Below are 23,774 nucleotides of genomic sequence, written 5' to 3'. Positions count from 1 at the left end.
AGAACGGGGACATGAGTCGCCTCGGTGCCGCCCCCGTCGTCCACCTCGCCGCCGGGACGTGGCTGCTGATCGACCTGTGGCGGGCGTGGACCCCCACCCTCATCACGATCTTCGGGCAGGCCGCGTCGACGCCGCCCGAGCTGATCGGCGCGTTCGCGTTCGGGTGCGTGCTCGTCCCGGTGGTGCTCGTGGCCGTCGCGCGGCGCCTCGGCCGCGAGGGCGCCCTCGCCCCGGCGGTGCTGGTCGTCGCACTGGCGGGCCGGGTCGCGCTCCAGCTCACCGACGGCGGCCACCTGCACCTGGTCGTCGCCTCCGTCGCGGGGATCGCGGCGATGACCTGGCTCGCCCTCGCCCTCCCCCGGCGCCGGGAAGTGGCCGTCACCGGCGTGGTCGCCGGCCTCGCCGTGTCGGTCACCACCCACGCCGCGCTCGGCACGTGGGGCGCGGTCTGGCGCGACGACGCGTGGGCCTGGGTGCTGCTGGCCGTCCAGCTCGTCGCCTGCCTCGCCACGCTGCGGCACTCCGCGGACGGCCGAGGCGTGGGGCGCCGGTTCGCCCTGACCGTCATGCCGGGCCTGTTCCTCGCCGGCGTGATCGTCGCGAACGCCGGCCGCGCCTCGGCCACCCTGGACGAGGCGGGTCTCGCCGCGGTGGCGTTCGGCGCGACGGTCGCGGTCGCCGCCACCCTCGTGCCGGCCACGCGGGCCTCGGCCGTCGTGGCAGCGGTCGTGCTGACGGGTGCGGTCGCGGCCTCCGCCGTCGTCACCGACGCCGACGGGCTGCTGCCCGCCTGGACCGTGATCGCGTTCGTCGTGGGGATGCCGGCACTCGCCCACCTGTGGCGCGCCGCCGACCACGGCGAGCGCGGCACGTCACTCACGCTGGCGCTCGGCGGTCTCGTCTGGGTGGCCCTGCTCTTCGCGTACTACGCGGGCTACGACCTGGGCTATCGCGCCGACTGGCTGCTGGTGGGCGTCGCCCTGCTCATCGGCGTCGCCGCCGTGACCGCTCCCCCGGCGCCCGCCACGGTTGCGTCACCCCGGGTGCTGGCCGCCATCGGCGTGACGGCCCTCGCGGCGGGGCTCGTGGCCGCGACGGCGCCCGCACTCACGGTGCGCCCGTTCGACACCACCGAGCCGCGGGACGACGAGGTGCGCGTCGTCGCCTACAACCTGCGGATGGGCTACGGGATGGACGGCGTGTTCCGCCCGAAGGCCGTCGCCGCGATCCTCGTCTCGGCCGACGTCGGGCTCATCAGCGAGATCGACCGCGGCTGGTTCCTCAACGGCGGCCAGGACCAGCTGGCGATCCTCGAGCGACTGACCGGACGGACCGCCTGGTTCGGCGCCGCGGCGGACCCGGTGTGGGGCGACGCCGTCATGCTCGACGCGAGCCGGGCCCGCGTCGAGCGGCGCGCCCTGCCGTCACACGGTGCGGTCACCGGTGCGCAGGCGATCGCCGTGCAGCCGGAGGGCCCGTGGGAGTCGACCTGGTTCGCGTCGACCCACCTGCAGCCCGTGGGCAGCGACGAGGGCGTCACCGCGCAGTCGGCCGACCTCGCCGCGTGGCTGCGCGAGCTCGGCGGCCCGATGATCCTGGGCGGAGACTTCAACCTGCAGCAGGGCAGCGCCGCGTACGACACCGTGACCGACGTGGGGCTCGTCGACGCCGCTCCCGGCGGCGCCGACACGAGCCCGGCCGACGCCCCCGTGAAGCGGATCGACTACCTCTTCTCGACGCCCGACCTGGTCGCCTCGGACGTCGAGGTGCCGGGCCTGCGGGCGTCGGACCACCTGCCGGTGGTCGCGACGTTCACGCGCCGGTGAACTTGGCCTGACGCTTCTCGGTGAACGCGGCGACGCCCTCGGCGAAGTCGTTCGAGGCGCCCAGGACGCCCTGCTCGACCGTCTCGGCCGCGAGGGTCTCGTCGAGGTGCGCCAGCGCCGCGGCGTTGATCGTGGACTTGATCCGCGCATAGGCCATCGTGGGGCCGGACTTCAGCCTGTCGACCAAGCCGTCCACCGTGGGCTGCCACTCGCCGGCGGGCACGCAGTGCGTGATCAGGCCGGCGGCGTACGCCTCGGAGTTCGGCAGCTTCTCGCCCAGCATGAGCAGGCGCGTGGCGCGGGCCCTGCCGATCGAGGCGGCGATGAGCTCGTGCGCGGCGCCGTCACCCATGAGGCCCACGTTGACGAACGCCTGGAGGAAGTAGTCGTCCTCCTGGGCCACCTGGAAGTCCGAGGCCAGCGCGAGCGAGGAGCCGATGCCGGCGGCCAGGCCGTTGAGCGCCGCGACCACCGGGAACGGGGCCTGCGTGAGGGCGTGGATCAGGCGGTCGGCAGCCTCCAGGATGCCGGTGTTCGTCGCGCCCGGGGCCATCACGGCACCGGAGCAGAACGCCCGGCCCTCGCCGGTGATGACCGCCACGCGGACGCCCTCGGCGTCCTCGAGCGCGTCGCTCATCTGCTCGAACATCTCGGTGGTGACCGAGTTGAGTCGCTGCGGGGCGTTCAGGGTCAGCGTCAGGACGCCGTCCGTGCGGTCGACCAGTAGGTCGGTCATCGTCTCCTCCATTGTCCGAGCAGGGTCTGCAGCACCGCGATGAGCGCGGTGGGCTGGTCCAGCATGATGTGGTGTCCCGAGTCGGGGATCACGGTGACGGGCACGTTGCCGCCGAGCCGCGACCGGATCTCCTCGGTGATGTCGGTGGTGGCCATGCCCCGCTCACCGCGCAGCAGCGCCACCTCGCACGCGCTGCGGGCGACGTCGCCGGGCTCCATCATCGATCGCAGGAAGACGCGCGGGTCGAACTTCCAGGTCCAGCCCGAGCCCTCCTCGCGCACGACGTGCTGGATCGAGCCGCGCGCGATGTGGTCGCGGATGTACGGCAGGCAGGACGGGTCCTCGGGCAGCGTGCGGAAGCGGGCCACCATCGTGCGCGCGTCGGGGTAGAGCGGCATCGTCAGGTCGGCGCGGTCGGCCCGCCACGAGCGGGCCTCGGGCGACACCGCCTGGACGGGCGAGTCGATCGCAGCCGCGCCGAGCATCCCGGCGCCGTGCTCGCGGGCGGCGGTGAGCGCGACGAAGCCGCCCATGCTGTGCCCGAAGACCACGGGCCTGTCGGTGGACTCCGAGGTGGCGACCGCCATGACCTCGCGGGCCCAGGCCTCGAGCGTGTAGGCCTCGCGACGGCCGCTGTCGCCGTGCCCGCTCAGGTCGAGCGCCAGGACCCTGTGGTCGACCGCGAGGTGCGGGGCGACATGGTCCCACCAGCCCGCGTGCGCAGCGCCGCCGTGCACGAGCACCACCACCGGGTCGCCCGGCCTGCCCCAGGCGCGGTACGAGATCGGCACGCCGTCGACGTCGATCTCCAGGTGCTGGGGCTTCTGGTCGAGCGCCCACGTGAACCAGTCGGGAACGGTCATCGGTGGAACCTCGTCACGTCGTCCAGGCGGGCTCGGCCGGCCCGGAACGAGTTCGCCGGGTGGTCGGGGTCGGCGTGGCCGAAGGAGATGCCGCAGACGATCAGCCGGTCCAGCGGGAGCTCGAGCCACGTGCGCAGGAAGTCGGACTTCTGGGCCAGCGCGGCCTGGGCCACGGTGGCGACGTCCCGCGCCTGCGCGGCGAGCAGGAACGACTGGACGAACAGGCCGCAGTCGATCGCGGCGTAGACACCGAGCGACTCGGGTGCGGAGATCACCGCGACGTGGGGGGCGCCGAAGAACTCGAAGTTCCGCAGCATCTCGCGGGCCGAGGCCTCGCGGTCGCCCTTCGCGACCCCCACGGCCTCGTAGAGCTGCCAGCCGACCTCGCGGCGACGCTCGGCGTGCACTCCCTCGTAGCCCGGCGGGAACGGGTAGTCCGAGCCGAGCGAGGCGTCGGCCATGAGGTCGCCCCTCAGCCGGGTGAGGGCCTCGCCGGAGACGACGTCCACGTGCCAGGGCTGGACGTTGCACCACGACGGCGTGCGCGCGGCGGACGCCAGGATCGCGCGGATCTCGTCCTCCGGGACGGGCTCGTCGGTGAATCCGCGACAGCTGAAGCGGGAAGCCAGCAACTGGTCCAGGACCTGCGCCTGTGCCGGTGCCTCGTCGATCATGGGGACACCGTACCGGCCGGGAAACTCCCGTCGACCGTGACGTTTGCTCCCGAGGTGACGGGTGGGCTCACGCCTCGGAGGAGCGGACCTGCACCACGCGGACGGGCGAGGGCAGCTCGACCGTACGGCTGACGGTGCACAGCTTCTGGTGCGACTTCTCCATCGCATCGGTCACGCGCTCGGCCATCTTCTGCCCGATCTCGTCGTTGTCGAACGCGATGTCGAGGGTGACCAGCAGCTTCTCCAGCAGGTTCGCCCCGCTGGGATCCTTGACCTTGTGCCCCTCGACGGCGATGTCGAACCGCCTGGGCTCGGCGCGCTTCGTGAGGGCCTCGACGGTCAGGCCGGTGCACCCGCCGAGGGCGACCAGCAGCAGCTCCACCGGGGTGAAGTCGGTGTTCTGGCCCTCACCGATCGAGATGACGCCACCGCGCCCGTTCTCGGCGCGGTACTCCATCGCGCCGGTGCGGACCAGGTGGACACTGCGCAGGGTGGAGGATTCGTCGCTCATGCCTCGACAGTAAGCGCCTGCGCACCGGCGCGCTCAGCGGGTCAGGCGTCGAGATCGGCCTCGACGAGGGCGGCGATCTTGGCCAGCGCCGCCTCGTCCTCGCTCTCGACCGTGACCTCGGCACCCTGGCCCGCGCCGAGCGTCATGATCATCAGGGCGGAGCCGGCGTCGACAGGCTCGCCGCCGGCGGTGGCGAGGGTGACGGGCACGCCGGACTCGGCGACGGCCGCGGCGATCGTGGCGGCCGGACGGGCGTGGAGGCCGACGGCCGATCCGACGGTGACGGTCTTGCTGGGCATGGAGTGTCCTCTCAGACGGTGACGGGTTCGTCGGCGGTCTCAGCCGCCTGCTTGGAGTAGCTGACCTGCTTGAGGGCGGTCACGAGGAATCCTGCCACCAGCGTCCCGACGATGAGGGACACGAAGAACCACAGGACGTTGTCGACGGCGAAGAACACGAAGACTCCGCCGTGCGGAGCCACGCAGGTGACGCCCAGCGCCATCGACATCGCGCCGGTGACGACGCCGCCGGCCATCATCGCCGGGAGCACGCGGAAGGGGTCGGCGGCCGCGAACGGGATGGCGCCCTCGGAGATGAACGAGGCACCGAGCAGCCACGCCGCCTTGCCGTTCTCGCGCTCGGCCGGGGCGTAGAGCTTCGGGCGCAGCGCCGTGGACAGGGCCATCGCCAGCGGCGGCACCATGCCGGCCAGCATCACGGCCGCCATGATCTTGGACTGCGAGGAGCCCGGATCGAGCGCACCCGTGGTGGACAGGCCCGTGACGGCGAAGACGTAGGCCGCCTTGTTCACCGGGCCGCCGAGGTCGACGCACATCATCAGGCCGAGCAGGCCGCCCAGCACGATCGCCGAGCCGCCGGTCATCCCGTTCAGCCCGTCGACGAGAGCCTCGTTGAGCCACGCGAGCGGCTTGGCGAGCACCAGGATCATCGCCATGCCCACGACGAGCGTGGAGACGAGCGGGATGATCACCACCGGCATCAGGCCAGCCAGCCAGCGCGGCACGGGTCGGCTGGCGAACCACGCGGCGACGAGTCCCGCCAGCAGGCCGCCGATGATGCCGCCCAGGAAGCCCGCGCCGCTCTGGTTGGTCTCGGTGACGCCGATCTGGGTCGCGGCGTAGCCCATGACGAAGCCGGGGGCAATGCCCGGACGGTCGGCGATCGCGTAGGCGATGTAGCCGGCCAGGGCGGGCACCAGGAAGCTGAAGGCCCAGGAGCCGAGCAGGTAGACCAGCGCTCCGACGTAGTAGAGGAACGCGCTGTCGAACAGGGCGTGGTCGCCGGCCGCGGGCAGGTTCGTCAGCGAGTTGGTCGCCAGGATCTCGTTGGCCGTGTCCGTGATGTCGTAGCCGGCCAGCAGGAAGCCGAGCGCGATCATCAGGCCGCCCGCCGCCACGAACGGGATCATGTAGCTGACGCCCGTCAGCAGCCAGCGCTGCAGCTTCTTGCCGACGTGGTCGTTGTCACCGGCCCCAGCACCCGCGCTGGCGTCGGCGTCGCCCTCGACGCGGCGGGCATTCGGGTCGCTCGCGGCCGCGAGGGCCTCGTCGATCATCTTCGCCGGCTCGTTGATGGCGCGCTTCACGCCGCTGCGGATCACCGGCTTGCCGGCGAACCGCGACTGGTCCTTGACGCCCACGTCGGTCGCGAAGATCACGGCGTCGGCCGCGGCGATCTGCTCCGCGGTCAACGGCGTCACACCGGAGGAGCCCTGCGGCTCCACGGCGAAGTCCACCTGGGCGTCGCCCGCGGCCTGGGCCAGGGCGTCGGCGGCCATGTAGGTGTGCGCGATGCCGGTGGTGCAGGCGGTCACGGCGACGACCCGCCGACGCGGCGCCTCCGTCGTGGTGGTGTCCTCGGCGGGCGCGGGCGCGGCGGGAGCGGGCTGCTTGACGTCGACCCCCGAGGTGGCGTCCTCGACGAGCGCGATCACGTCGTCGGGGGTCTGCGCGTCACGCAGCGCCTGGGTGAAGTCGGCCCGCACGAGCGCCCGGGCGAGCGACGAGAGCAGCTTCAGGTGGGCGTTCCCCGCGCCCTCGGGCGCGGCGATCATGAAGACGATGTCGGCGGGGCCGTCGGGCGCGCCGAAGTCGGCGCGGTTCGTCAGCCGCGCGAACGCCAGGGTGGGCGCGGTGACGGTGGCGGTGCGGCAGTGCGGGATGGCGATGCCGCCGGGAACGCCCGTGCCGGCGAGCGCCTCGCGAGCCTTGGCGGCGTCGGCGAGCTCCTCGACCGAGCCGGCCCGGCCGGCGGCGACGACCTGCGCGGCGAGGGCCTCGATGACGTCCGACGCCCCAGCGCCGAGGTCGACGTCGAGTGACACCAGCTGAGGGGTGATGAGCTGTTCCATGTTGGCCTCCATCAGGCGGGATCCACGGTCTCGACGTGGGGTGCTTCGGGCAGGTCGGAAGGACCGGGCAGGCGCGATCCGGGCAGGGCGGCCGCGGCGGCGCCGTGGACGGCGGCGCTGGCCAGGCACTCGGCGGGCGAGCGACCCGCGACGTGGGCCACCAGGTAGCCGGCGAGCGAGGAGTCGCCCGCGCCCACGGTGCTGCGCACGGTGACCGGTGCCGGCGGGCAGAACCACGAGCCCTCGGCGCTGGCGAGCACGGCACCCGCTCCCCCGAGGGTCAGCAGCACGGTGCCGACGCCGTGATCCTCGCGCAGCTGGTGCGCGCGGGCGGCGGCGTGGCGACGGTCGCGCTCGATCTCGTCGGGGTCGCAGTCGAGCAGCTCGGCCAGCTCGTCGGAGTTGGGCTTCATCAGGTCGGGCGAGGACTGCTCCACCGTGAGGCCCAGTGCCGCGCCCGAGGTGTCCACCGCGACGCGTGCACCCGCCTGCTGCAGCCGGCGGGTGGTGGTGGCGTACCAGTCGAACGGCACACCGGGCGGCAGCGAGCCGCTCAGCACCGCCCAGTCGCCGGGGCCGACCGCCGCGGCCAGCGCGTCGGTCAGTGCGGCGAGCTCGGCGTCGTCCAGGCGCGGGCCCGGGGAGTTGACCTTGGTGGTGACGCCCTCGGGCTCGGCCAGCGTGAGGTTCACCCGCAGGCGTCCACTCACGGAGACGGCGCGGTGGTCCAGGCCCAGCGCGACGAGCGCGGCGAGCAGCGGCTCGTCGGCTGCGGCGGGGAGCACGGCGGTGACGGGCACCCCCGCGGCGTGCAGCACGCGGGCGACGTTGATGCCCTTGCCACCGGGATCGTCGTGGGCGATCTCGCTGCGCACGACGGCGCCGCGCTCGAGCGGCTCGAGGAGGCTCACGAGCCGGTCGATCGCCGGATTCGCGGTGACGGTGACGATCACAGCCCGCTCCTTCCGATCCTGGGTACCAGCGTCACACGTCGGGGGTGCACGTGCGATGTGGGTTTGTGTGGCTTTGAATGTTGTCTTGTATTGATTTACGTCACATCGTGGGACATTGTCAAGACCCCGGTGTCGCGTGGATCACGCGGGCGTTACGGTCGAGACGTGACCAGCGTGTACTCCGGAACCGCCGTCGTCCCCGGGATCGGGGTCGGCCCGGTGGTCCGCCCGGCCCCCCGTCCGACCGCTCCGGAGCACGAGGAGGCCGGTGACCCGAGCGTCACCACCGTCGCCTTCGGCACGGCCGCCGCCGAGGTGGCGCGTCGCCTGCGCGCCCGGTCCAAGGCGGCCAGCGGTGCGGCCTCCGAGGTCCTCTCCGCAACCGCCACACTCGCCGAGGACCGCGGCCTGGCCACCTTCGTGACGAAGCACGCCACCCAGGGCGCCGGCCCCGCCACCGCCACCACGGCGGCCATCGAGGAGCTCGCGGCCATGTTCACCGCGGCGGGCGGCCTGATGGCCGAGCGCGTCACCGACCTCTACGACGTCCGCGACCGCATCGTGGCCGAGCTGCTGGAGCTGCCCGAGCCCGGCATCCCCGTGCCCGACGAGCCCTCCGTGCTGCTGGCCGACGACCTCGCCCCCGCCGACACCGCAGGTCTCGATCCCGCGCGGATCGTCGCGATCGCCACCGAGCTCGGCGGGTCCACCAGCCACACCGCGATCATCGCCCGCCAGCTCGGGATCCCCTGCGTCGTCGCCGTCACCGACCTTCACGACGTCACCGCGGGCGATCGCGTGGCGGTCGACGGCAGTCGCGGCACGGTCACCGTCGATCCCGACGAGGCCCAGGTCGCTGCGCTCGTCGAGGAGGACCGTCGCACCCGCGAGGCCGCAGCCGGCTGGACCGGACCCGGCCGCACCGCCGACGGTCACGAGGTGCAGATCCTCGCGAACGTGCAGGACGGCGCGGGCGCCCGTGTCGCCGCCGAGCAGCCGATCGAGGGCGTCGGCCTGTTCCGCACCGAGCTGTCCTTCCTCGACCGCTCCACCGAGCCGACCGTCGACGAGCAGGCCGACATCTACGCCGCGGTCTTCGAGGCGATGGGCGACAAGAAGGTCATCGTGCGCACGCTCGACGCGGGCTCGGACAAGCCCCTCGCGTTCGCCAACCAGCCCGACGAGCCCAACCCGGCGCTCGGCGTGCGCGGCCTGCGGATCGGCCTGGCCGACCCCGCGATGCTCGACCGTCAGCTCGACGGCATCGCCGCCGCGCAGGCGCGCACCGGTGCCGACGTGCGGGTGATGGCGCCGATGGTGACCACGGAGGCCGAGGCGCAGTGGTTCGCCGAGCGCGTGCGCGCCCGCGGCCTGCTCGCCGGGATCATGATCGAGACCCCCTCCACGGTGCTGCTCGCCGACCGGATGTTCCGCCACCTCGACTTCGTCTCGATCGGAACGAACGACCTCTCGCAGTACACGTTCGCCGCCGACCGCATGGCGCCGACGCTCAGCGACCTCACCGACCCCTGGCAGCCGGCGCTGCTCGCGTCGATCAAGCTCGTCGCCGACGCGGGCCGCAGGGCCGGCAAGCCGGTGGGCGTGTGCGGCGAGGCCGCGGCGCACCCGCTGCTCGCGTGCGTGCTGACCGGACTCGGCGTCACCTCGCTGTCGTGCGCCGCCACCGCGGTGCGCCCCGTGGGCGCCAAGCTCGCCCAGGTCACGCTGGCCCAGTGCGAGGCGGCCGCCGAGGCCGCCCTCGCCGCCCCCGACCACGCCCGCGCGGCCCAGGCCGCCGCCGAGCACCTCGCCTGAGCTCCACTGTTCACCGTGGCCAGGGGTTCAGCCGCCCCGAGCCAACTTTTGTGACGGGATTCCGCCGCCGAAGGGCTAGCCGGCCTAACAGCGTCACAAAAGTTGCGTCAATGGGCGTTAGCAGCGCCACCGTCCACAGGCTCGGGCGATGGATCGCGTCGTCCACAGCCGCTCGGCGAGGGGTTCTCACCGGCCCCCCTCGAATCGCAGGGTTCAGCGATGGCGTCAATCCCTCCCGCACTGCGCGGCCGCCCCTTCACCACCTCCGAGGCGTTGGCGCTCGGCGTCACGAAGCATCGGCTCTACGGGCCGGCGTTCAAGCTCTTGCACCGCGGCCACGGCGTCTGGTGCGCGGCCGACGAGCCGCGCACGCTGGCACTTCTCCTCGCTGCCGACCGGCTGATGCTCCCACGTGACGCCGCCGTCAGCCATGTCACGGGGTTGTACCTGCACCTGCCTGCGGACTTCCCTGAGTCACCAGGGCTGCACGCGCCGCGCCATTGGTCGACGAACTCCGCCACGCAGGTCCGATCCCCTGCCGTCACGCTGCATCGCCGACAGTCCGGACTGCGCCCCGGAGCGGTCGGTCACCTTCCCGTGCTCAGCCCGGAGCGCTGCCTCGTGGACGCAGCGATCTCGCTCAGCCAGGCCGAGATCGTCCGCTTCGGCGACGCCCTCGTCAGGGCCGGTCACCTGACGCCGGAGGGCTTCGCGGGGTTCGCGTGGACGCACCACCTCCACGGCGTGCGGCGATCGCGGATGACCGCATGGCGCATGCGGGAACGCGTCGGCTCGTTCATGGAGACCGACGCGCGGTTGATCATGGCGGCGTGCGGACTTCCCGAGCCGGAGACCAACGGCGCGATCACCGTCGCGGGTGGCCCCACCTGGCACGGCGACCTCGTCCTGAGGCGGTGGCGCATCGTGGTGGAGTACGACGGCTGGTACCACGAGCGCTCCTCTTCGCAACGGCGGATCGACATCATCCGGCGCGAATCGCTCGAGGCCGACGGTTGGCTCGTCGTCGTCCTGACTGCCGACGACCTCCGCTCCCCGCCCACGCTGGTCGCCCGGGTCTGGCGCGCCCTGGTGTCGCGCGGCTGCACCGCTCCCGCGCCCACCCACGCCACCGCGGAGCTCCGCGAGCTGGCGCGCTTGCCGAAGCCTCGCCTCTGACGGACCTGCCGGCTCCCGAGCGCAACTTTTGTGACGGGAATCGGTCAGCAGGGGGGCGGCACGCCGAAACGTGCCACAAAAGTTGGGCGAGGAGGAGCAGGCGGGCGGGAAAGCGGGCGGGAGGCAACCCGTCTCAAAAGTCGCGGGGGCGCGCGGCGCACCGTTGACTGAGGGGCATGCGCACTCTCGTGACGGGATCCACCGGGTACGTCGGCGGCAGGCTCGTGCCACAGCTGCTCGACGCCGGCCATGTGGTGCGCGTCCTGGTGCGCGACGAGCGCAAGGCGCGGGCGCACCCGTGGGCCGACCGCGTCGAGATCGTCGTGGGCGACGCGACGAAGGCCGAGGACGTGCGCCGCGCGTGCGAGGGCGTCGACGTCTTCTACTACCTGCTGCACTCGATCGGCTCCGGCGGCGACCTCGTGCGCACCGAGCACGAGATGGCCGCGACGATCGCCGAGGCCGCGAAGGACGCGGGCGTCGGGCGGATCGTCTACCTCTCGGGCATGGTGCCGAAGGACGAGGAGATGTCCGAGCACCTGCGCTCGCGCGACGAGGTGGCCCGGGTGCTGCTGGACTCCGGCGTGCCCACCGCGGTGCTGCAGGCCGGCATCATCATCGGCTCGGGCTCGGCGTCGTTCGAGATGCTGCGCTACCTGACCGAGCGGCTGCCCGCGATGATCACACCCCGCTGGGTCGACTCGCGCACCCAGCCGATCGCGATCCGCGACGTCCTGCACCTGCTGGTGGGCTGTGTCGACCTGCCCCCGGACGTGAATCGTCGCTTCGACATCGGTGGCCCCGACGTCCTGACCTACCTCGAGATGATGCAGGGCTACGCGAAGGTCGCGGAGCTGCCCCGACGCCGGATCCTGCGCGTCCCGGTCCTGTCACCGAGCCTCTCGAGCCACTGGGTCGGCCTCATCACTCCCGTGCCCGCGGACCTCGCACGGCCTCTCGTGGAGAGCCTGCGCAACACCGTGGTCGCGCAGGAGGACGACATCTGGCGCTACGTCCACCTCCCGCCCGGAGGGCTGACCGGGTTCGAGCGGGCCGTGGAGCTCGCGCTCACGAAGATCCGGAACCTCGACGTGCCCACGCGGTGGACGTCGGCGGCCACCCGCGGCGCCCCCTCCGAGCCGCTGCCCGAGGACCCCGACTGGGCCGGCGGCTCGCTCTACACCGACGAGCGCACCCGCGAGGTGGCTGCGTCGCCGGAGAACCTGTGGGCCGTCATCGAGGGCATCGGCGGCGACCACGGCTGGTACTCGTGGCCACTGGCCTGGGAGGTGCGCGGCCTGATCGATCGCGCCTTCGGCGGTCCGGGCTTGCGTCGCGGGCGCCGCGACCACAGCAGGCTGGTGGTGGGCGACGCCGTGGACTTCTGGCGGGTCGAGGAAGAGGTCGAGGGAGAGTTCCTGCGGCTGCGGGCCGAGATGAAGGTGCCCGGCCTCGCGTGGTTGGAGCTGCGTGTGGGCTCGGACGACTCGGGCACGACCTCGTTCCACCAGCGCGCGCTGTTCCACCCGCGCGGCCTGCTGGGGCACCTGTACTGGTGGGCGGTCGCGCCCTTCCACGGCTTCATCTTCGGAGGCATGCAGCGCAACGTGGCCAAAGCCGCCGAGTCGCGCTCCTGAGGTTCGGAACCGACCCCCCGGCCCGACTTTTGTGACGCCAGTCGGCCCGCGGGCGCGCTGGCGGCCGAACCGCGTCACAAAAGTGGGGAGAGGCGGCACAAAAGTGCGGCGCGTGGGGTGCGCGCGTATCAGGGCGGGGGCCCGCGGTTCATGGGAGGTCGTGCCCGATCGGGCTCCAAGTCACCCCCAAGTCGGGCGCAAGGTCTCGGGCCGACTCTCGGTGGCAGGAACCATCCCCCCACTGAAGGAACCGAGACAGATGTCCTCCCTCCTGTACCGCTTCGGCCGCACGACGGCCCTGCACCCGTGGCGCACGCTCGTCGGCTGGCTGATCCTGGCCTCGCTCGTGTTCGCCGCCAGCTCCGCGTTCGGTGGCTCGACCCAGGACGACTGGAACGTCCCTGGCGCCGAGTCCCAGCGCGGGATCGAGCTGCTGCGCGATCACCTGCCCGACGCCGGCAACGCCTCCGCGAACGTCGTGGTCCACGATGACCGCGCGATCCCAGCGGCCGTCCTCACCACGCTCGGCGAGCGTCTCCAGGACGTCGCGCACGTCTCGAGCGTCAGCCCGCCCCGCATCAGCGCCGACGGCCACACGGCCGTCGTGCACCTCGCGTACGACACCGAGGTCACCCACCCCGACCTGATGGGCGACATCGAGCCGCTGGAGAAGGCGGTCGAGGCCACGCAGGACGCCGGCTACCAGGTCGAGCTCGGCGGCGACCAGCCGGCGACCGCCAGCGCCCCGATCAAGGGGTACGGCGAGCTTATCGGCGTGGGCGCGGCCGTGCTGATCCTGCTGATCGCCTTCGGCTCGGCCGTCGTCGCGGGACTGCCCGTCCTCGTCGCGGTCGCCGGACTCGCGGTCGGCTCGGCCGGCGTCACGCTCCTGGCCGCCACGATGGACGTCTCGACCTCGGCCCCGATGGTCGCGTCGATGGTCGGTCTCGGCGTCGGCATCGACTACGCCCTGCTGCTGGTCAGCCGGCACGCCGAGTTCCTCGCGCAGGGCCACTCCGTCGAGGAGGCGGCCGGGCGCAGCCTCGCGACCGCCGGCAAGTCCGTGGTGTTCGCGTCGCTGACCGTGCTGATCTCGCTGCTGGGCCTGGGCCTGACCGGGCTGCCGACGTTCGCGACGTTCGGCTGGGCCACCGCGATCGCCGTCGTGGCGGTCATGCTCACGGCGCTGACGATGGTGCCCGTGCTGTGCCGGTTCGCCGGACGCAAGGTGCTCTCCCGCGGCGTGCGCCGTGGCCGGGCTCGCACCGGGCGGCCCCTCACGGCCCGCTGGGCCGAGGGTGTCACGCGGCGCCCGCTGCTGTGGGCGCTCCTCGGCACGACCGTGATGATCGCCCTGGCGGCCCCCGTGCTCGACATGCGCACGTGGCCCCAGGACGACGGCAACCAGACGACCGAGGCGACCACGCGGCGCGCGTACGACCTGACGGCCGACGCGTTCGGGCCGGGAGCCACCGGGCCGATCTCGATCGTCGTCGACCACGCGCGGCTCGCCCCGTCCGAGGTGGCTGCCGTGCGCGAGACCCTCGAGGGCAACGACCAGCTGGTGTCCGTCTCCCCGGCGATGGCCTCGCCGGACGGAGCGATCACCGTGCTGACCGCCGAGCCGGCGTTCGGTCCGGCCGACGCCCGCACCTCCGGGCTGGTGGACGACCTGCGGGCCGACCTCCCGGCCGGGGTCGAGGTCACCGGCCAGACGCCGATGTTCGCCGACCTCGCGGAGATGCTGTCGCACCGGCTGTGGATCGTCATCGGGTTCGTCGTGGCGGTCTCGGTGCTGCTGCTGATGCTCGTGTTCCGCTCGGTCGTGATCCCGCTCAAGGCGGCCGTCATGAACCTGCTGTCGATCGGCGCCGCCTATGGCGTCATGACGGCGGTCTTCCAGTGGGGCTGGGGCGCGAGCCTGCTCGGCATCGACCATGCCGCGCCCGTGTCCAGCTGGGTGCCGATCCTGATCTTCGCGATCCTGTTCGGCCTCTCGATGGACTACGAGGTGTTCCTGCTGAGCCGCATCCGTGAGAAGTGGCTGGACACCGGCGACGCGACCGCGAGCATCGTGCACGGCCTGGCCGCCTCGGGCAAGGTCATCACCGCCGCAGCGGCGATCATGGTCTTCGTGTTCCTCGGCTTCGCGACCGAGGGCGACCTCGTCGTCAAGATGCTGGGACTGGGCATGGCGACCGCCGTGTTCCTCGACGCGACGGTGGTCCGGATGATCCTCGTGCCGGCCACGATGACTCTGCTCGGGAAGTGGAACTGGTGGCTGCCGGCGTGGCTCGACCGCGCCCTGCCGCAGGTGGACGTCGAGGGCGACGAGCGCGAGCTCGTCACCACCCGGTGAGGTCGCTCAGAATCCGCTCTGCTCAATAGCCGAAGTGGTCCCGCTGGTCGCGCAGTCGCTGCGCGGCCAGCGGGATCTGCCACTGCTCGCACAGCTCCTCGGCCCGGTCGGCGTGGGCTCGCGCCGCCGCGAGGTCGCCGAGCGCCGCGTGGGCGCACGCGATGTAGTGGTCGACGGGGCCCGAGGCGTTGCCCGACCCCGCTGAGCAGCTGAAGCCGGGGAACGGCGCGATCCGCGCCAGCGCGTCGGCGGCCAGCGTCCGGTCGCCGACGTACAGGGCCGCCTCGGCCGCGTTGCACCACGCCAGCATCGAGAACCAGTCGTCGTGGTCGAGGTCCACGGTGTACCGCCGCAGGTGGTCGCGCGCGTCGTCCACCCGGCCGGCTCGGCAGAGCAGTGCAGCGGTCACGGAGGTCAGGGGAAGGGGGTCGGTCTCCTCCATCGCCACGAGGAGGTCGACGACGTCCTCGGCGTGCCCGCTCCACACGGTGAGGACCAGCTCGGCGCCGAGGATCGCGACGTCCGACTGCGGGAGCGTGACCGTGCGCTCGAGGCGGCGCATCCGCTCGAGCGCCGCGGCGCACGCCTCGAACTCGCCCGCCATCGCGAGCCACGGGATCTCCAGCCCGTCGAGGACGAGCTGCGCGTAGGCCAGCCGCAGCCGGTCGGCCTCGACACGGGCCGGCGCGATGACCTCGCGCATCTGCAGCGGACGGCCCGCCTCGCCGAGTGCGACGGCCTGCAGGGTCGTCGAGATCACCACGTCGCGGTCGCGGCCGAGATCGCGGGCGAGCCGGGCGGACTCCTCGGCCCACGCGGCGCGCTCGAGGGCCGTGCCCGCCGTCCACAGGGCGGCCACCCCGACCTGCGCGACGTCGACCACGAGGCCGGGGTCGCCCAGATCGTCGGCCATGGCCCGCGCCCGGGCGACCAGGTCGGCGCGCTCGGCGAAGGGCGCGGTGTAGTACTGCTCGCTAGCCAGCGCGGCCATCACGCGACACCGCAGGGCCGACGGATCGGGAGGCAGGTCGGCGAGCGCCTCACGCAGGGCCGCGACCACGTCCTCGTTCACCTGCCCGTGGTGGCTGGACTGCCACAGCGCTCCCTGGGTGGTGGCGAGCGCGGCCCGCGCGAGCAGCTCGGGGTCGCCGAGCGAGCGGGCCTCGCCGATCGCCTCGGCGACGTCGGCCGCGAGCTCGGTCCAGCGCGCCGACCAGCGGTGGGCGTCGGCCAGCTCCATCAGCGCGTCGAAGCGGTCCCGGGTCGTGGCACCGGGGTCGGCCGACATCGCCCCGAGGGCTGCCGTGAGCAGCTCGGCGCGGTCCTCGTGGGCGTGCAGCGCGCGGGCCGCCTCCGCCGCGCGCTCGGCCGCGCGCCAGGCGGTGGCCGCATGGGCCGGACCGGCGGCCAGCCAGTGCCGCGCCTCCTCGGACGGGCGGTCCGCACCCGCGATCGCGGCGGCCACGATCGCGTGCCGGCGGGCGCGACGCGACGCCGAGAGTCCCGCGTAGAGGCTGTCGCGCACGAGCGCGTGGGCGAAGGAGTACCGGTCGATCCCCTCCTCCCCGACGAGACCGGCCTCGACGGCCGGCTCGAGCAGGTCCAGCACGCCCTCGTCGTCCGTGCCGAGCACGGCACGGAGGGTCGGACCGTCGAACTGCCGGCCCACGACCGCCGCGGTGGCCAGCGCCGCCCGGGTGTCCTCGGGCAGCCGGGCGAGCCGGCGGGTGAGCACGTCCTGGACCGCTCGGGGTGTGTCGTCCTCGGCGAGCAGGGCCGCCAGGTCACCGCGCTCACCAGCCAGCCGCGCGTACTCGACGAGGAAGAAGGGGTTGCCGTCGGTGCGCTCGTGCAGCGCCTCCACCTGGGCTGGCGAGGGAGCCGAGTCCGCGACCCCGACGACGACCTCGGCGACCTCGTCGGGACCGAGGCCCGACAGGTGCAGCCGCACCGCGTGGCGGCGGGCGAGCGCCTCGGCCGCGTCGGCGAACAGGCCCGACGGCTCGGGATGGTCGCGCCACGTCGCCACCACCAGCAGGCGGGCGTCCGTGACCGACTCGGCGAGCAGCATCAGGCAGCGCAGGCTCGCGGGGTCGGCCCAGTGCAGGTCCTCGAGGACCACGACCACCGCGTGCCCGCGGGCCTGCTCGCGCACGGAGGCGAGGATCGCCTCGCGCACGCGGAAGTCGTCGGCGGCGTCGGTGACGTCGGGGAAGTCGAGTCCGAGCTCCTCGAGCACGGACCGCCACGGCCACAGGGGTGGCGCGCCCTCGTCGCTGGAGCACCGGCCCACGGCGACCACGGCACCCGCCGCCGCGGCCCGAAGTCCGAGCTCTGTGGCGAGCCGGCTCTTGCCGATCCCGGGCTCACCGGTGATCGCGGCGAACGAGGTGGTGCCGGCGAGAGCGGCGTCGAGACTGCGCGCGAGGGCCGCGAGCTGCTGGTCGCGCCCCACCATCGGCCACGGCGCTGAGGCCGGCGAGCCCTCGTCCGCGGGCTCCGGGGGCGGATTCCAGTCCAGCGCGGAGTCCTGGCGCAGCAGTGCCGTCTGCAGGTTTCGCAGCTCCGCCCCCGGCTCGATGCCGAGCTCGTCATCAAGCACGGAGCGCACCCGGCGCAGCACCTCGAGCGCCTCCGCCTGACGCCCGGATCGCGCGAGGGCGAGCGCGCGCAGTGCCCAGAGCCGCTCCCGGAGGGGATGGGCCGTCGTCAGCGCCTCGAGCTCGGCCGCGGCCGTCGCATGGCGGCCCAGGGCGAGCGCCGCGACCGCGCGGTCCTCCAGCGCGACGAGCCGCAGCTCCTCGAGCCGCGCGCGCTCGGCCACGGCGGCCGGTGCGTCACCGAGTTCCGCGTAGGGACGGCCACGCCACCGCGCCAGCGCCGTGCCGAGCATCGCGTCCACCTCCTCGAGCGCGGCGCGGGTCGGCAGGGCCGACTCCAGCAGTCGGTTCGCGTCGGCGACCTCGCGCTCGAAGGCGTGGGCGTCGACGTCCTCCTCCGACACGTGCAGGGCGTAGCCGGGCGCGACCGTGACGAGCACCTCCGCGGGCGCGCGGCGCGCACGGCCGGGCTCGAGCACCTTGCGCAGGCCCGAGACGTAGGCCTGCAGCGTCGTCGCGACACCGGCCGGCGGGGCGTCGCCCCACACCAGGTCGACGATCGTGTCGACGCCGACCGGCCGACCGCCGGAGAGCGCGAGCGCGGCGACGAGCGTGCGCTGCCGGGGCGTGCCGAGATCCAGATCGACACCGTCCGCCGAGACGGCCACCGGCCCCAGCACCGTCAGCTCCACAGTCGAAGCATAGGGACGCTCCCGGGCCACCGACAGGGATCGGCGGAATGGGCGAATCCCCCGCAGTCCCGGGACTCCAAGCCAGATCCCAGTCCGTATCAAGCGCTGCGACCGATGCTCTCGGGGACAGGAAGCGAATCCCCCCACCAAGGAGCACCACCGTGTCCATCAACGAAACCCTCGACCAGCTCGAGCGCCCGGCCGACCGCCTGCGCGGACTGGCCGGCGGCGCCATCCACCTGCCCGGCGATCCCGGGTACGACGCGGCACGCGCCGCCTGGAACCTCGCCGTCGACCAGCGTCCCGCCGCCGTCGCCGTCCCCCGCGACGCCGACGACGTCGCCCGGATCGTGCGCGCCGCGCACGCGGCGGGCCTGCGGGTCGCACCGCAGAGCACCGGCCACAACGCGGGCCCCCTCGCGGCCGGCGGCCTCGACGACGTCGTCATCGTCCGCACGAGCGAGCTGAACGACGTCAGCGTCGACCCCGAGCGCCGGATCGTCCGCGTCGGCGGCGGCACCGTGTGGCTGCCCGCCGTGAAGGCGGCGGCCGAGCACGGGCTCACCGTCCTGCACGGCTCCTCGGTCGACGTCGGCATCGCCGGCTACAGCCTGGGCGGCGGCATGGGCTGGTACGCCCGCAAGCTCGGGCTCGCGGCGAACAGCCTCACGGCCGTGGAGATCGTCCTCGCGAACGGCGACCTCGTGCGCGCCGACACCGAGCACCATGCCGAGCTGTTCTGGGCGGTCCGCGGAGGCGGCGGCAACTTCGGCATCGTCACGGCGCTGGAGTTCCGGGCGTACGACTTCAGCACCGCCTACGCCGGCCTGCTGATGTGGGACGTCGAGATGGCTCCGCGCGTGCTCGACATGTGGCGGGCGTGGGCGCCGGTCGCCCCCGACGAGGTGACCACGTCGTTCCGCATCCTGCGGATCCCCCCGATCCCCGAGATGCCGGACTTCCTCCGCGGCCGCACCATCGTCGTGATCGACGGCGCGGTCCTGGCCGACGACGAGCGAGCCGCCGACATCCTGGCCCCGCTGCGCGCGCTGGAGCCCGAGCTCGACACGTTCGGACGGGTCCCGAGCGAGACCCTCGTGCACCTGCACATGGATCCGGAGGAGCCGGCGCCCGGCATCATCCGCTCGACGATGCTGCGCGAGCTGGACGACGCCGGCGCGGAGGCGTTCCTGGGGCTGTTCGGCCCCGGCGTCGAGACGCCCCTCATGATCGCCGAGCTGCGCCAGCTGGGCGGCGCGCTCGGCCGGCCCCACGAGGGCGGCGGCGTGCTGACGCACCTCGAGGGCGAGTTCGCCCTCGTGTGCGGGGGCATGGCGCCCACGCCCGAGCTGGGCTCGATGATCGCCTCGGCCGGCGAGCGCGCCGTCGCGGCCCTCGGGCCGTGGTCGAACGGGCGGTCGTACCTCAACTTCGCCGAGGAGCCGACCGACACCCGCACGGCCTACGCGGACGAGGTATGGCTCAGGCTGGCCGCGGTCCGCTCCGCGGTCGACCCCGACGGCGTGTTCGTCGCGAATCACGCGATCCCGCGGCTGTACGAGAACGGTCGGCCCACCCGCTGACCCGCCACGCCGCCCGAGCCCGCCGAGACCCCCAGTCCCGGCGGGCTCAGGCGGTGGGCATCGGTTGCAGGCGCGTGGGCGGAGGGCCAGAGTCGTGGCCATGAGCCTGTTCCGCACGAAGACCGTCGAGCAGTCGATCGCGGAGACCGACGAGCCCGAGCACCGCCTCAAGCGGGACCTCAGCGCCCGCGACCTGATGGTCTTCGGCATCGGCGTCATCATCGGCACCGGCATCTTCGTGCTGACCGGCCAGGAGGCGCACAACCACGCCGGGCCCGCGATCGTCATCAGCTTCCTCATCGCCGGAGCCGTCTGTGCCCTCGCCGCGCTCTGCTACGCCGAGTTCGCGGCCACGGTCCCGGTGGCGGGCAGCGCGTACACGTTCAGCTACGCCACCCTCGGCGAGTTCATCGCGTGGATCATCGGCTGGGACCTGCTGCTCGAGCTGGCCCTCGGAGCGGCCGTGGTGGCCCGCGGCTGGTCGGGCTACCTCCAGGAGCTGCTCGAGCTGCCCACGCAGGTGGCCGGCGACGAGGCGGTCGTGGACGTCGCCGCCATCGGCATCGTCATCCTGCTGTCGTTCCTGGTGATCGCCGGCACGAAGCTGTCCAGCTCGGTCACGAGCGTGTTCGTGCTGATCAAGGTCGCGGTCGTGCTCTTCGTGGTCGTGGCCGGCCTGTTCTTCATCAAGGCCGCGAACTACAAGCCGTTCATCCCGCCCGCGCAGGAGCAGGAGCTGGCGAAGGGCGCCGACCAGCCGCTCATCCAGGCCGTCTTCGGCATGGCCCCGACCGCGTTCGGCGTCATGGGCATCGTCGCGGCGGCCTCGGTGGTGTTCTTCAGCTACATCGGCTTCGACGTGGTGGCCACCACCGCCGAGGAGACCAAGAACCCCCAGCGGGACGTGCCTCGCGGCATCCTGGGCTCCCTGCTGATCTGCACGGTGCTCTACATGGCCGTGTCGTTCGTCATCACCGGGATGCTGCCCTACACCGACGACCGGATGAACACCGGCGCCCCGCTGGCCGAGGCGTTCTCGGCGAACGGGATCGAGTGGGCGGCCAACCTGATCTCGCTCGGCGCGGTCGCCGGCATGACCACGACGATCCTCGTGCTGCTGCTGGGCCAGTCGCGCATCCTGTTCGCGATGTGCCGCGACGGGCTGCTGCCGCGTGGCCTGGCGAAGGTGCACCCCACCTTCGGCACGCCGCACCGGATCACGATCATCACCACCGCCTTCGTGGCGATCCTCGCGGGCTTCGTGCCGCTGGCCGAGCTGAGTCACCTGGTCAGCATCGGCACGCTGTTCGCGTTCGTGCTGGTCTCGGCGGGCGTGCTGATCCTGCGGCGCACCCGGCCCGACCTGGAGCGGGCGTTCAAGGTCCCGTTCGCGCCGCTCGTGGCGGGCGGGTCGATCCTGACCTGCATCTGGCTCATGCTGAACCTGTCGCTGCTCACGTGGGAGCGCTTCGCGATCTGGATGGCCATCGGCATCGTCATCTACTTCGCCTACGGCCGCCGGCACTCGCGGCTGGCTCAGAGCAGCTCGACGCGGTAGGACAGCTCCTCGCGCCCGCCCGGCGCCACCACGGCGTTGCCCGGCTTGCCGGCGAACTGGCCCACGTAGTCGGTCGGCGCGGGCCGGCCGCGCCACGGCTCGATGCACACGAAGCGTGCGCCGGGCACCGACCACAGCGTGATCCCGGTGAACCCCTCCCACGTCAGCCGCACCTGGCGACCGGCCCCGGAGGAGTAGACGAGGCCGCGACTGGCGACCTCCGGCATGATCACGGCGCCGTCGGTGAACCAGGCGTCGTTGAGCGTCATCACGCGGTCCCAGGCGGGGTTGTCGAAGCGCTCGTCGGTGAGCAGGTTGTCGACGACACGGCGCACGGGGGCCGTCTCGGGTTCGTCGAACCGGACCTGGTGCATCGAGCGGGGCTGGTCGTCCTCGAGCGGCCAGACGAACGCCGGATGGGAGCCGAGGTCGAACGGCATCGGCTCGTCGCCGCGGTTCTCCACGGTGTACTGCACCGAGAGGCTGCGCCCCTCCACCGAGTAGGTCACCGCCAGCGCGAAGTCGAAGGGGTAGTACCGCCGCGTCTCCTCGTCGGCGACCAGCACGAAGGACGCACGATCGTGGGCGCTGTCGACCACGCTCCACTCGCGATCGCGGGCGAAGCCGTGCTGGGGCATCGGGAACGTCTCGTCGCCCACCCGGATGCGGTCGTCGGGCACCCGGCAGATGACGGGGAACAGCACGGGGGCGTGGCGACGCCACGGATCGTCGCCCGACCAGAGGTACTCGTGGTCGTCCTGGTCGCGGATCGATACGGGCTCCGCCCCGTGGTGCGACAGGGCGACGGTGATCTCGCGGTCGTGCAGGACGAGGGGGGTCATGTCACCGACGGTAGACACCGAACCCCTCCCGCCGCACGCCAAACGAACCCGACATCACCAAGGTCACATCAGACGGAGGCGTCGCCACGGTCGCGGAGCAGCGACCGCTTCCGGGCCCGGCGCGCGGTCTCCGGCTCGTAGCCGTACCCGTATCCATAGCCGTATCCGTAGCCGTATCCGCGCCGGCGCTTCCTCGGCTTCGGGGACATCGTGACGACGGCGCCGCACAGGCGCGCGTCCACGCTGGAGAGGCGGTCCAGGGCCGACGCGTACTGGTCGGTGGTGGTGGATCCGTGCTTGATGACCATGATCGCGCCGTCGGTCGCGGCGGCCAGCGGAGCGGCGTCGGTCACGGGCAGCAGCGGCGGGGCGTCGATGAGGACGATGTCGTAGTCCTGGCGCAGCCGCTCGATGAGCTTCAGCATCTCGGGCGACCCGAGCAGCTCCGCGGGGTTCGGCGGGATGCGGCCCGACGGCAGCAGGTCGAGCGTCCCGCTGACCTTCTGGATGGCGTCCTCGGGGTCGACGCGGCCGAGCAGGATCGTCGTCACGCCGACGCTGCCCTCGAGCTTCAGGTACTCCGCGAGCTTCGGGCGGCGCAGGTCGGCCTCCACGAGCAGCACGCGCTGGCCGCTGTCGGCGATCACCTGGGCGAGGTTCGCGGCGGTCGTGGACTTGCCCTCCGACGGCACGGCGCTGGTGACGACGTAGCACTTGTGGCTCGTGCCGGCGTCGATGAACTGCAGGTTCGTGCGCAGGACGCGGAACGCCTCCACGCGTGGATCGTGGCCGGACCGCCCGCGCACGAGCGGCTCCTTCACGGCGTCGCGGTCGAAGTTGATGTCGCCGAGCACGGGCACCTCGCGGCCGGAGACGGCCGTGATGTCCTCCTGGGTCCGGATCCCGTTGTCCATGAGCTCGCGCAGGATGGCCAGGCCGAAGCCGAGCAGCAGTCCCAGCACGAGGGCGAGCCCGAGGTTGAGGAGGGGCTGGGGCGAGACCGGCGAGTCCGACACGGTGGCGCGATCGACGATCGACGCCTTCACCGGCGCGTCCTCCTGGCCGTCGGGGGTCTCCAGCTCGCGGACGTAGCCGGCGAACGTCTCGGCAACGGTCTGGGTGAGCTCCTGGGCGCGCTCCGGCGAGGGGTCGCTGACCGAGACCGACAGCACGACCGTGTCCAGCTCGACGCTCGTCTCGATGCGGTCCATCAGCTGCTGCGGGGTCTCCTCGAGGCGCAGCTTCTCCACGACGCGGCTGGCCACCTCCTCGCCGCGGATCAGGGTCGCGTAGGACTTCACCCGCTGCTGGCTGAACTGGCCGCCCTGCTGCAGCTCGCCGCCGTCGGCGCTCTGCGGCGTCTTGACGAAGAGCCGCGCGGTCGACTGGTACTGCGGCGTGATCGAGACCGTGTAGACGGCGGTGGCCGCGAGGGTCAGCAGCACCACGCACGCGACCAGCAACCACCGGTCGCGCGCGATGCGCAGGTAGTCCTTCACGTCCATGCGGGCCTCCTGGTGGCGGAACGGGAACTGGTGCCGAGGTCGAGCGGGTCGGGCGTGCGGGAGCCGGGGCTAG

Annotated in this window: 17 protein-coding genes; 7 read left to right on the top strand and 10 right to left on the bottom strand. The window is 72.9% G+C overall.

Annotated elements, in window-relative coordinates; translation table 11 throughout:
• Positions 1-11 precede the first annotated feature (11 nt).
• The gene (locus tag B5D60_RS08415) at positions 12-1,826 is read left to right on the top strand and encodes an endonuclease/exonuclease/phosphatase family protein (protein WP_078699737.1); all 1,815 of its coding nucleotides are present in this window, start codon (positions 12-14) and stop codon (positions 1,824-1,826) included.
• On the opposite strand, the gene B5D60_RS08410 is transcribed toward B5D60_RS08415, so the two are convergent.
• The 7 genes from B5D60_RS08410 to B5D60_RS08380 all read right to left on the bottom strand — a co-directional run bounded on the left by B5D60_RS08410 (position 1,813) and on the right by B5D60_RS08380 (position 7,934).
• On the bottom strand, positions 1,813-2,562 hold the full coding sequence (locus B5D60_RS08410; RefSeq protein WP_078699736.1) for an enoyl-CoA hydratase-related protein: 750 nt from the start codon (positions 2,560-2,562) through the stop codon (positions 1,813-1,815). The genes B5D60_RS08415 and B5D60_RS08410 overlap by 14 nt on opposite strands.
• Positions 2,559-3,425 carry an alpha/beta fold hydrolase gene (locus B5D60_RS08405; RefSeq protein ID WP_078699735.1) on the bottom strand — a complete coding sequence of 289 codons (867 nt, stop codon included), beginning with the start codon at positions 3,423-3,425 and terminating at the stop codon, positions 2,559-2,561. The genes B5D60_RS08410 and B5D60_RS08405 overlap by 4 nt, the downstream gene beginning before the upstream one ends.
• Positions 3,422-4,099 carry a nitroreductase gene (locus B5D60_RS08400; protein ID WP_078699734.1) on the bottom strand — a complete coding sequence of 226 codons (678 nt, stop codon included), beginning with the start codon at positions 4,097-4,099 and terminating at the stop codon, positions 3,422-3,424. The genes B5D60_RS08405 and B5D60_RS08400 overlap by 4 nt, the downstream gene beginning before the upstream one ends.
• Before the next feature lie 67 nt (positions 4,100-4,166).
• A complete protein-coding gene (locus tag B5D60_RS08395; RefSeq protein ID WP_078699733.1) occupies positions 4,167-4,610 on the bottom strand; it encodes an OsmC family protein in 444 nt (147 codons plus the stop codon).
• A gap of 41 nt (positions 4,611-4,651) precedes the next feature.
• The gene (locus B5D60_RS08390; RefSeq protein ID WP_078699732.1) at positions 4,652-4,909 is read right to left on the bottom strand and encodes an HPr family phosphocarrier protein; all 258 of its coding nucleotides are present in this window, start codon (positions 4,907-4,909) and stop codon (positions 4,652-4,654) included.
• 11 nt (positions 4,910-4,920) lie between these two features.
• Complete coding sequence (locus B5D60_RS08385) at positions 4,921-6,981, bottom strand: PTS fructose transporter subunit IIABC (protein ID WP_078701348.1); 2,061 nt, start codon at positions 6,979-6,981, stop codon at positions 4,921-4,923.
• Positions 6,982-6,992: 11 nt separating this feature from the next.
• Positions 6,993-7,934, bottom strand: a complete 942-nt coding sequence (locus B5D60_RS08380; RefSeq protein WP_078699731.1) for a 1-phosphofructokinase family hexose kinase — start codon at positions 7,932-7,934, stop codon at positions 6,993-6,995.
• A 165-nt stretch (positions 7,935-8,099) separates the two neighbouring features.
• On the opposite strand from B5D60_RS08380, the gene ptsP reads away from it, so the two are divergent.
• The 4 genes from ptsP (at position 8,100) to B5D60_RS08360 (ending at position 14,921) form a co-directional block, all read left to right on the top strand.
• On the top strand, positions 8,100-9,749 hold the full coding sequence (gene ptsP / locus B5D60_RS08375; protein ID WP_078699730.1) for a phosphoenolpyruvate--protein phosphotransferase: 1,650 nt from the start codon (positions 8,100-8,102) through the stop codon (positions 9,747-9,749).
• A 219-nt stretch (positions 9,750-9,968) separates the two neighbouring features.
• On the top strand, positions 9,969-10,925 hold the full coding sequence (locus tag B5D60_RS08370; RefSeq protein ID WP_078699729.1) for a hypothetical protein: 957 nt from the start codon (positions 9,969-9,971) through the stop codon (positions 10,923-10,925).
• Positions 10,926-11,101: 176 nt separating this feature from the next.
• Complete coding sequence (locus tag B5D60_RS08365; protein ID WP_078699728.1) at positions 11,102-12,562, top strand: SDR family oxidoreductase; 1,461 nt, start codon at positions 11,102-11,104, stop codon at positions 12,560-12,562.
• A 259-nt stretch (positions 12,563-12,821) separates the two neighbouring features.
• Positions 12,822-14,921, top strand: a complete 2,100-nt coding sequence (locus tag B5D60_RS08360) for an MMPL family transporter (protein WP_078699727.1) — start codon at positions 12,822-12,824, stop codon at positions 14,919-14,921.
• A 22-nt stretch (positions 14,922-14,943) separates the two neighbouring features.
• On the opposite strand, the gene B5D60_RS08355 is transcribed toward B5D60_RS08360, so the two are convergent.
• Positions 14,944-18,213, bottom strand: a complete 3,270-nt coding sequence (locus tag B5D60_RS08355) for a BTAD domain-containing putative transcriptional regulator (RefSeq protein WP_172806303.1) — start codon at positions 18,211-18,213, stop codon at positions 14,944-14,946.
• A gap of 161 nt (positions 18,214-18,374) precedes the next feature.
• Between B5D60_RS08355 and B5D60_RS08350 the strand changes: the two genes are divergently transcribed.
• Positions 18,375-19,796 (top strand): FAD-binding oxidoreductase, encoded by a 1,422-nt coding sequence (locus B5D60_RS08350; protein WP_231948686.1) that lies wholly within the window; start codon positions 18,375-18,377, stop codon positions 19,794-19,796.
• A gap of 100 nt (positions 19,797-19,896) precedes the next feature.
• A complete protein-coding gene (locus tag B5D60_RS08345; RefSeq protein ID WP_078699725.1) occupies positions 19,897-21,354 on the top strand; it encodes an amino acid permease in 1,458 nt (485 codons plus the stop codon).
• On the opposite strand, the gene B5D60_RS08340 is transcribed toward B5D60_RS08345, so the two are convergent.
• Both B5D60_RS08340 and B5D60_RS08335 read right to left on the bottom strand, forming a co-directional pair.
• The gene (locus tag B5D60_RS08340) at positions 21,333-22,196 is read right to left on the bottom strand and encodes an aldose 1-epimerase family protein (protein ID WP_078699724.1); all 864 of its coding nucleotides are present in this window, start codon (positions 22,194-22,196) and stop codon (positions 21,333-21,335) included. The two genes, B5D60_RS08345 and B5D60_RS08340, sit on opposite strands and share 22 nt — an antisense overlap.
• Before the next feature lie 68 nt (positions 22,197-22,264).
• Complete coding sequence (locus B5D60_RS08335) at positions 22,265-23,701, bottom strand: polysaccharide biosynthesis tyrosine autokinase (protein ID WP_078699723.1); 1,437 nt, start codon at positions 23,699-23,701, stop codon at positions 22,265-22,267.
• Positions 23,702-23,774: the final 73 nt, after the last annotated feature.

It is taken from the genome of Aeromicrobium choanae (assembly GCF_900167475.1).
GTDB classification, from domain to species: Bacteria; Actinomycetota; Actinomycetes; order Propionibacteriales; family Nocardioidaceae; genus Aeromicrobium; species Aeromicrobium choanae.
The sequence above is the reverse complement of the archived record's forward strand: the minus strand, read 5'-3'. Positions and strand labels throughout refer to the sequence as shown.

What these genes read in the sequence shown, in the direction of transcription:
- B5D60_RS08340 (WP_078699724.1), bottom strand. Translation starts at nt 22,196, where the DNA reads ATGACCCCCCTCGTCCTGCACGACCGCGAGATCACCGTCGCCCTGTCG.
- B5D60_RS08345 (WP_078699725.1), top strand. Translation starts at nt 19,897, where the DNA reads ATGAGCCTGTTCCGCACGAAGACCGTCGAGCAGTCGATCGCGGAGACC.
- B5D60_RS08410 (WP_078699736.1), bottom strand. Translation starts at nt 2,562, where the DNA reads ATGACCGACCTACTGGTCGACCGCACGGACGGCGTCCTGACGCTGACC.
- B5D60_RS08335 (WP_078699723.1), bottom strand. Translation starts at nt 23,701, where the DNA reads ATGGACGTGAAGGACTACCTGCGCATCGCGCGCGACCGGTGGTTGCTG.
- B5D60_RS08365 (WP_078699728.1), top strand. Translation starts at nt 11,102, where the DNA reads ATGCGCACTCTCGTGACGGGATCCACCGGGTACGTCGGCGGCAGGCTC.
- B5D60_RS08360 (WP_078699727.1), top strand. Translation starts at nt 12,822, where the DNA reads ATGTCCTCCCTCCTGTACCGCTTCGGCCGCACGACGGCCCTGCACCCG.
- B5D60_RS08370 (WP_078699729.1), top strand. Translation starts at nt 9,969, where the DNA reads ATGGCGTCAATCCCTCCCGCACTGCGCGGCCGCCCCTTCACCACCTCC.
- B5D60_RS08400 (WP_078699734.1), bottom strand. Translation starts at nt 4,099, where the DNA reads ATGATCGACGAGGCACCGGCACAGGCGCAGGTCCTGGACCAGTTGCTG.
- B5D60_RS08415 (WP_078699737.1), top strand. Translation starts at nt 12, where the DNA reads ATGAGTCGCCTCGGTGCCGCCCCCGTCGTCCACCTCGCCGCCGGGACG.
- B5D60_RS08390 (WP_078699732.1), bottom strand. Translation starts at nt 4,909, where the DNA reads ATGCCCAGCAAGACCGTCACCGTCGGATCGGCCGTCGGCCTCCACGCC.
- B5D60_RS08395 (WP_078699733.1), bottom strand. Translation starts at nt 4,610, where the DNA reads ATGAGCGACGAATCCTCCACCCTGCGCAGTGTCCACCTGGTCCGCACC.
- B5D60_RS08405 (WP_078699735.1), bottom strand. Translation starts at nt 3,425, where the DNA reads ATGACCGTTCCCGACTGGTTCACGTGGGCGCTCGACCAGAAGCCCCAG.
- B5D60_RS08385 (WP_078701348.1), bottom strand. Translation starts at nt 6,981, where the DNA reads ATGGAACAGCTCATCACCCCTCAGCTGGTGTCACTCGACGTCGACCTC.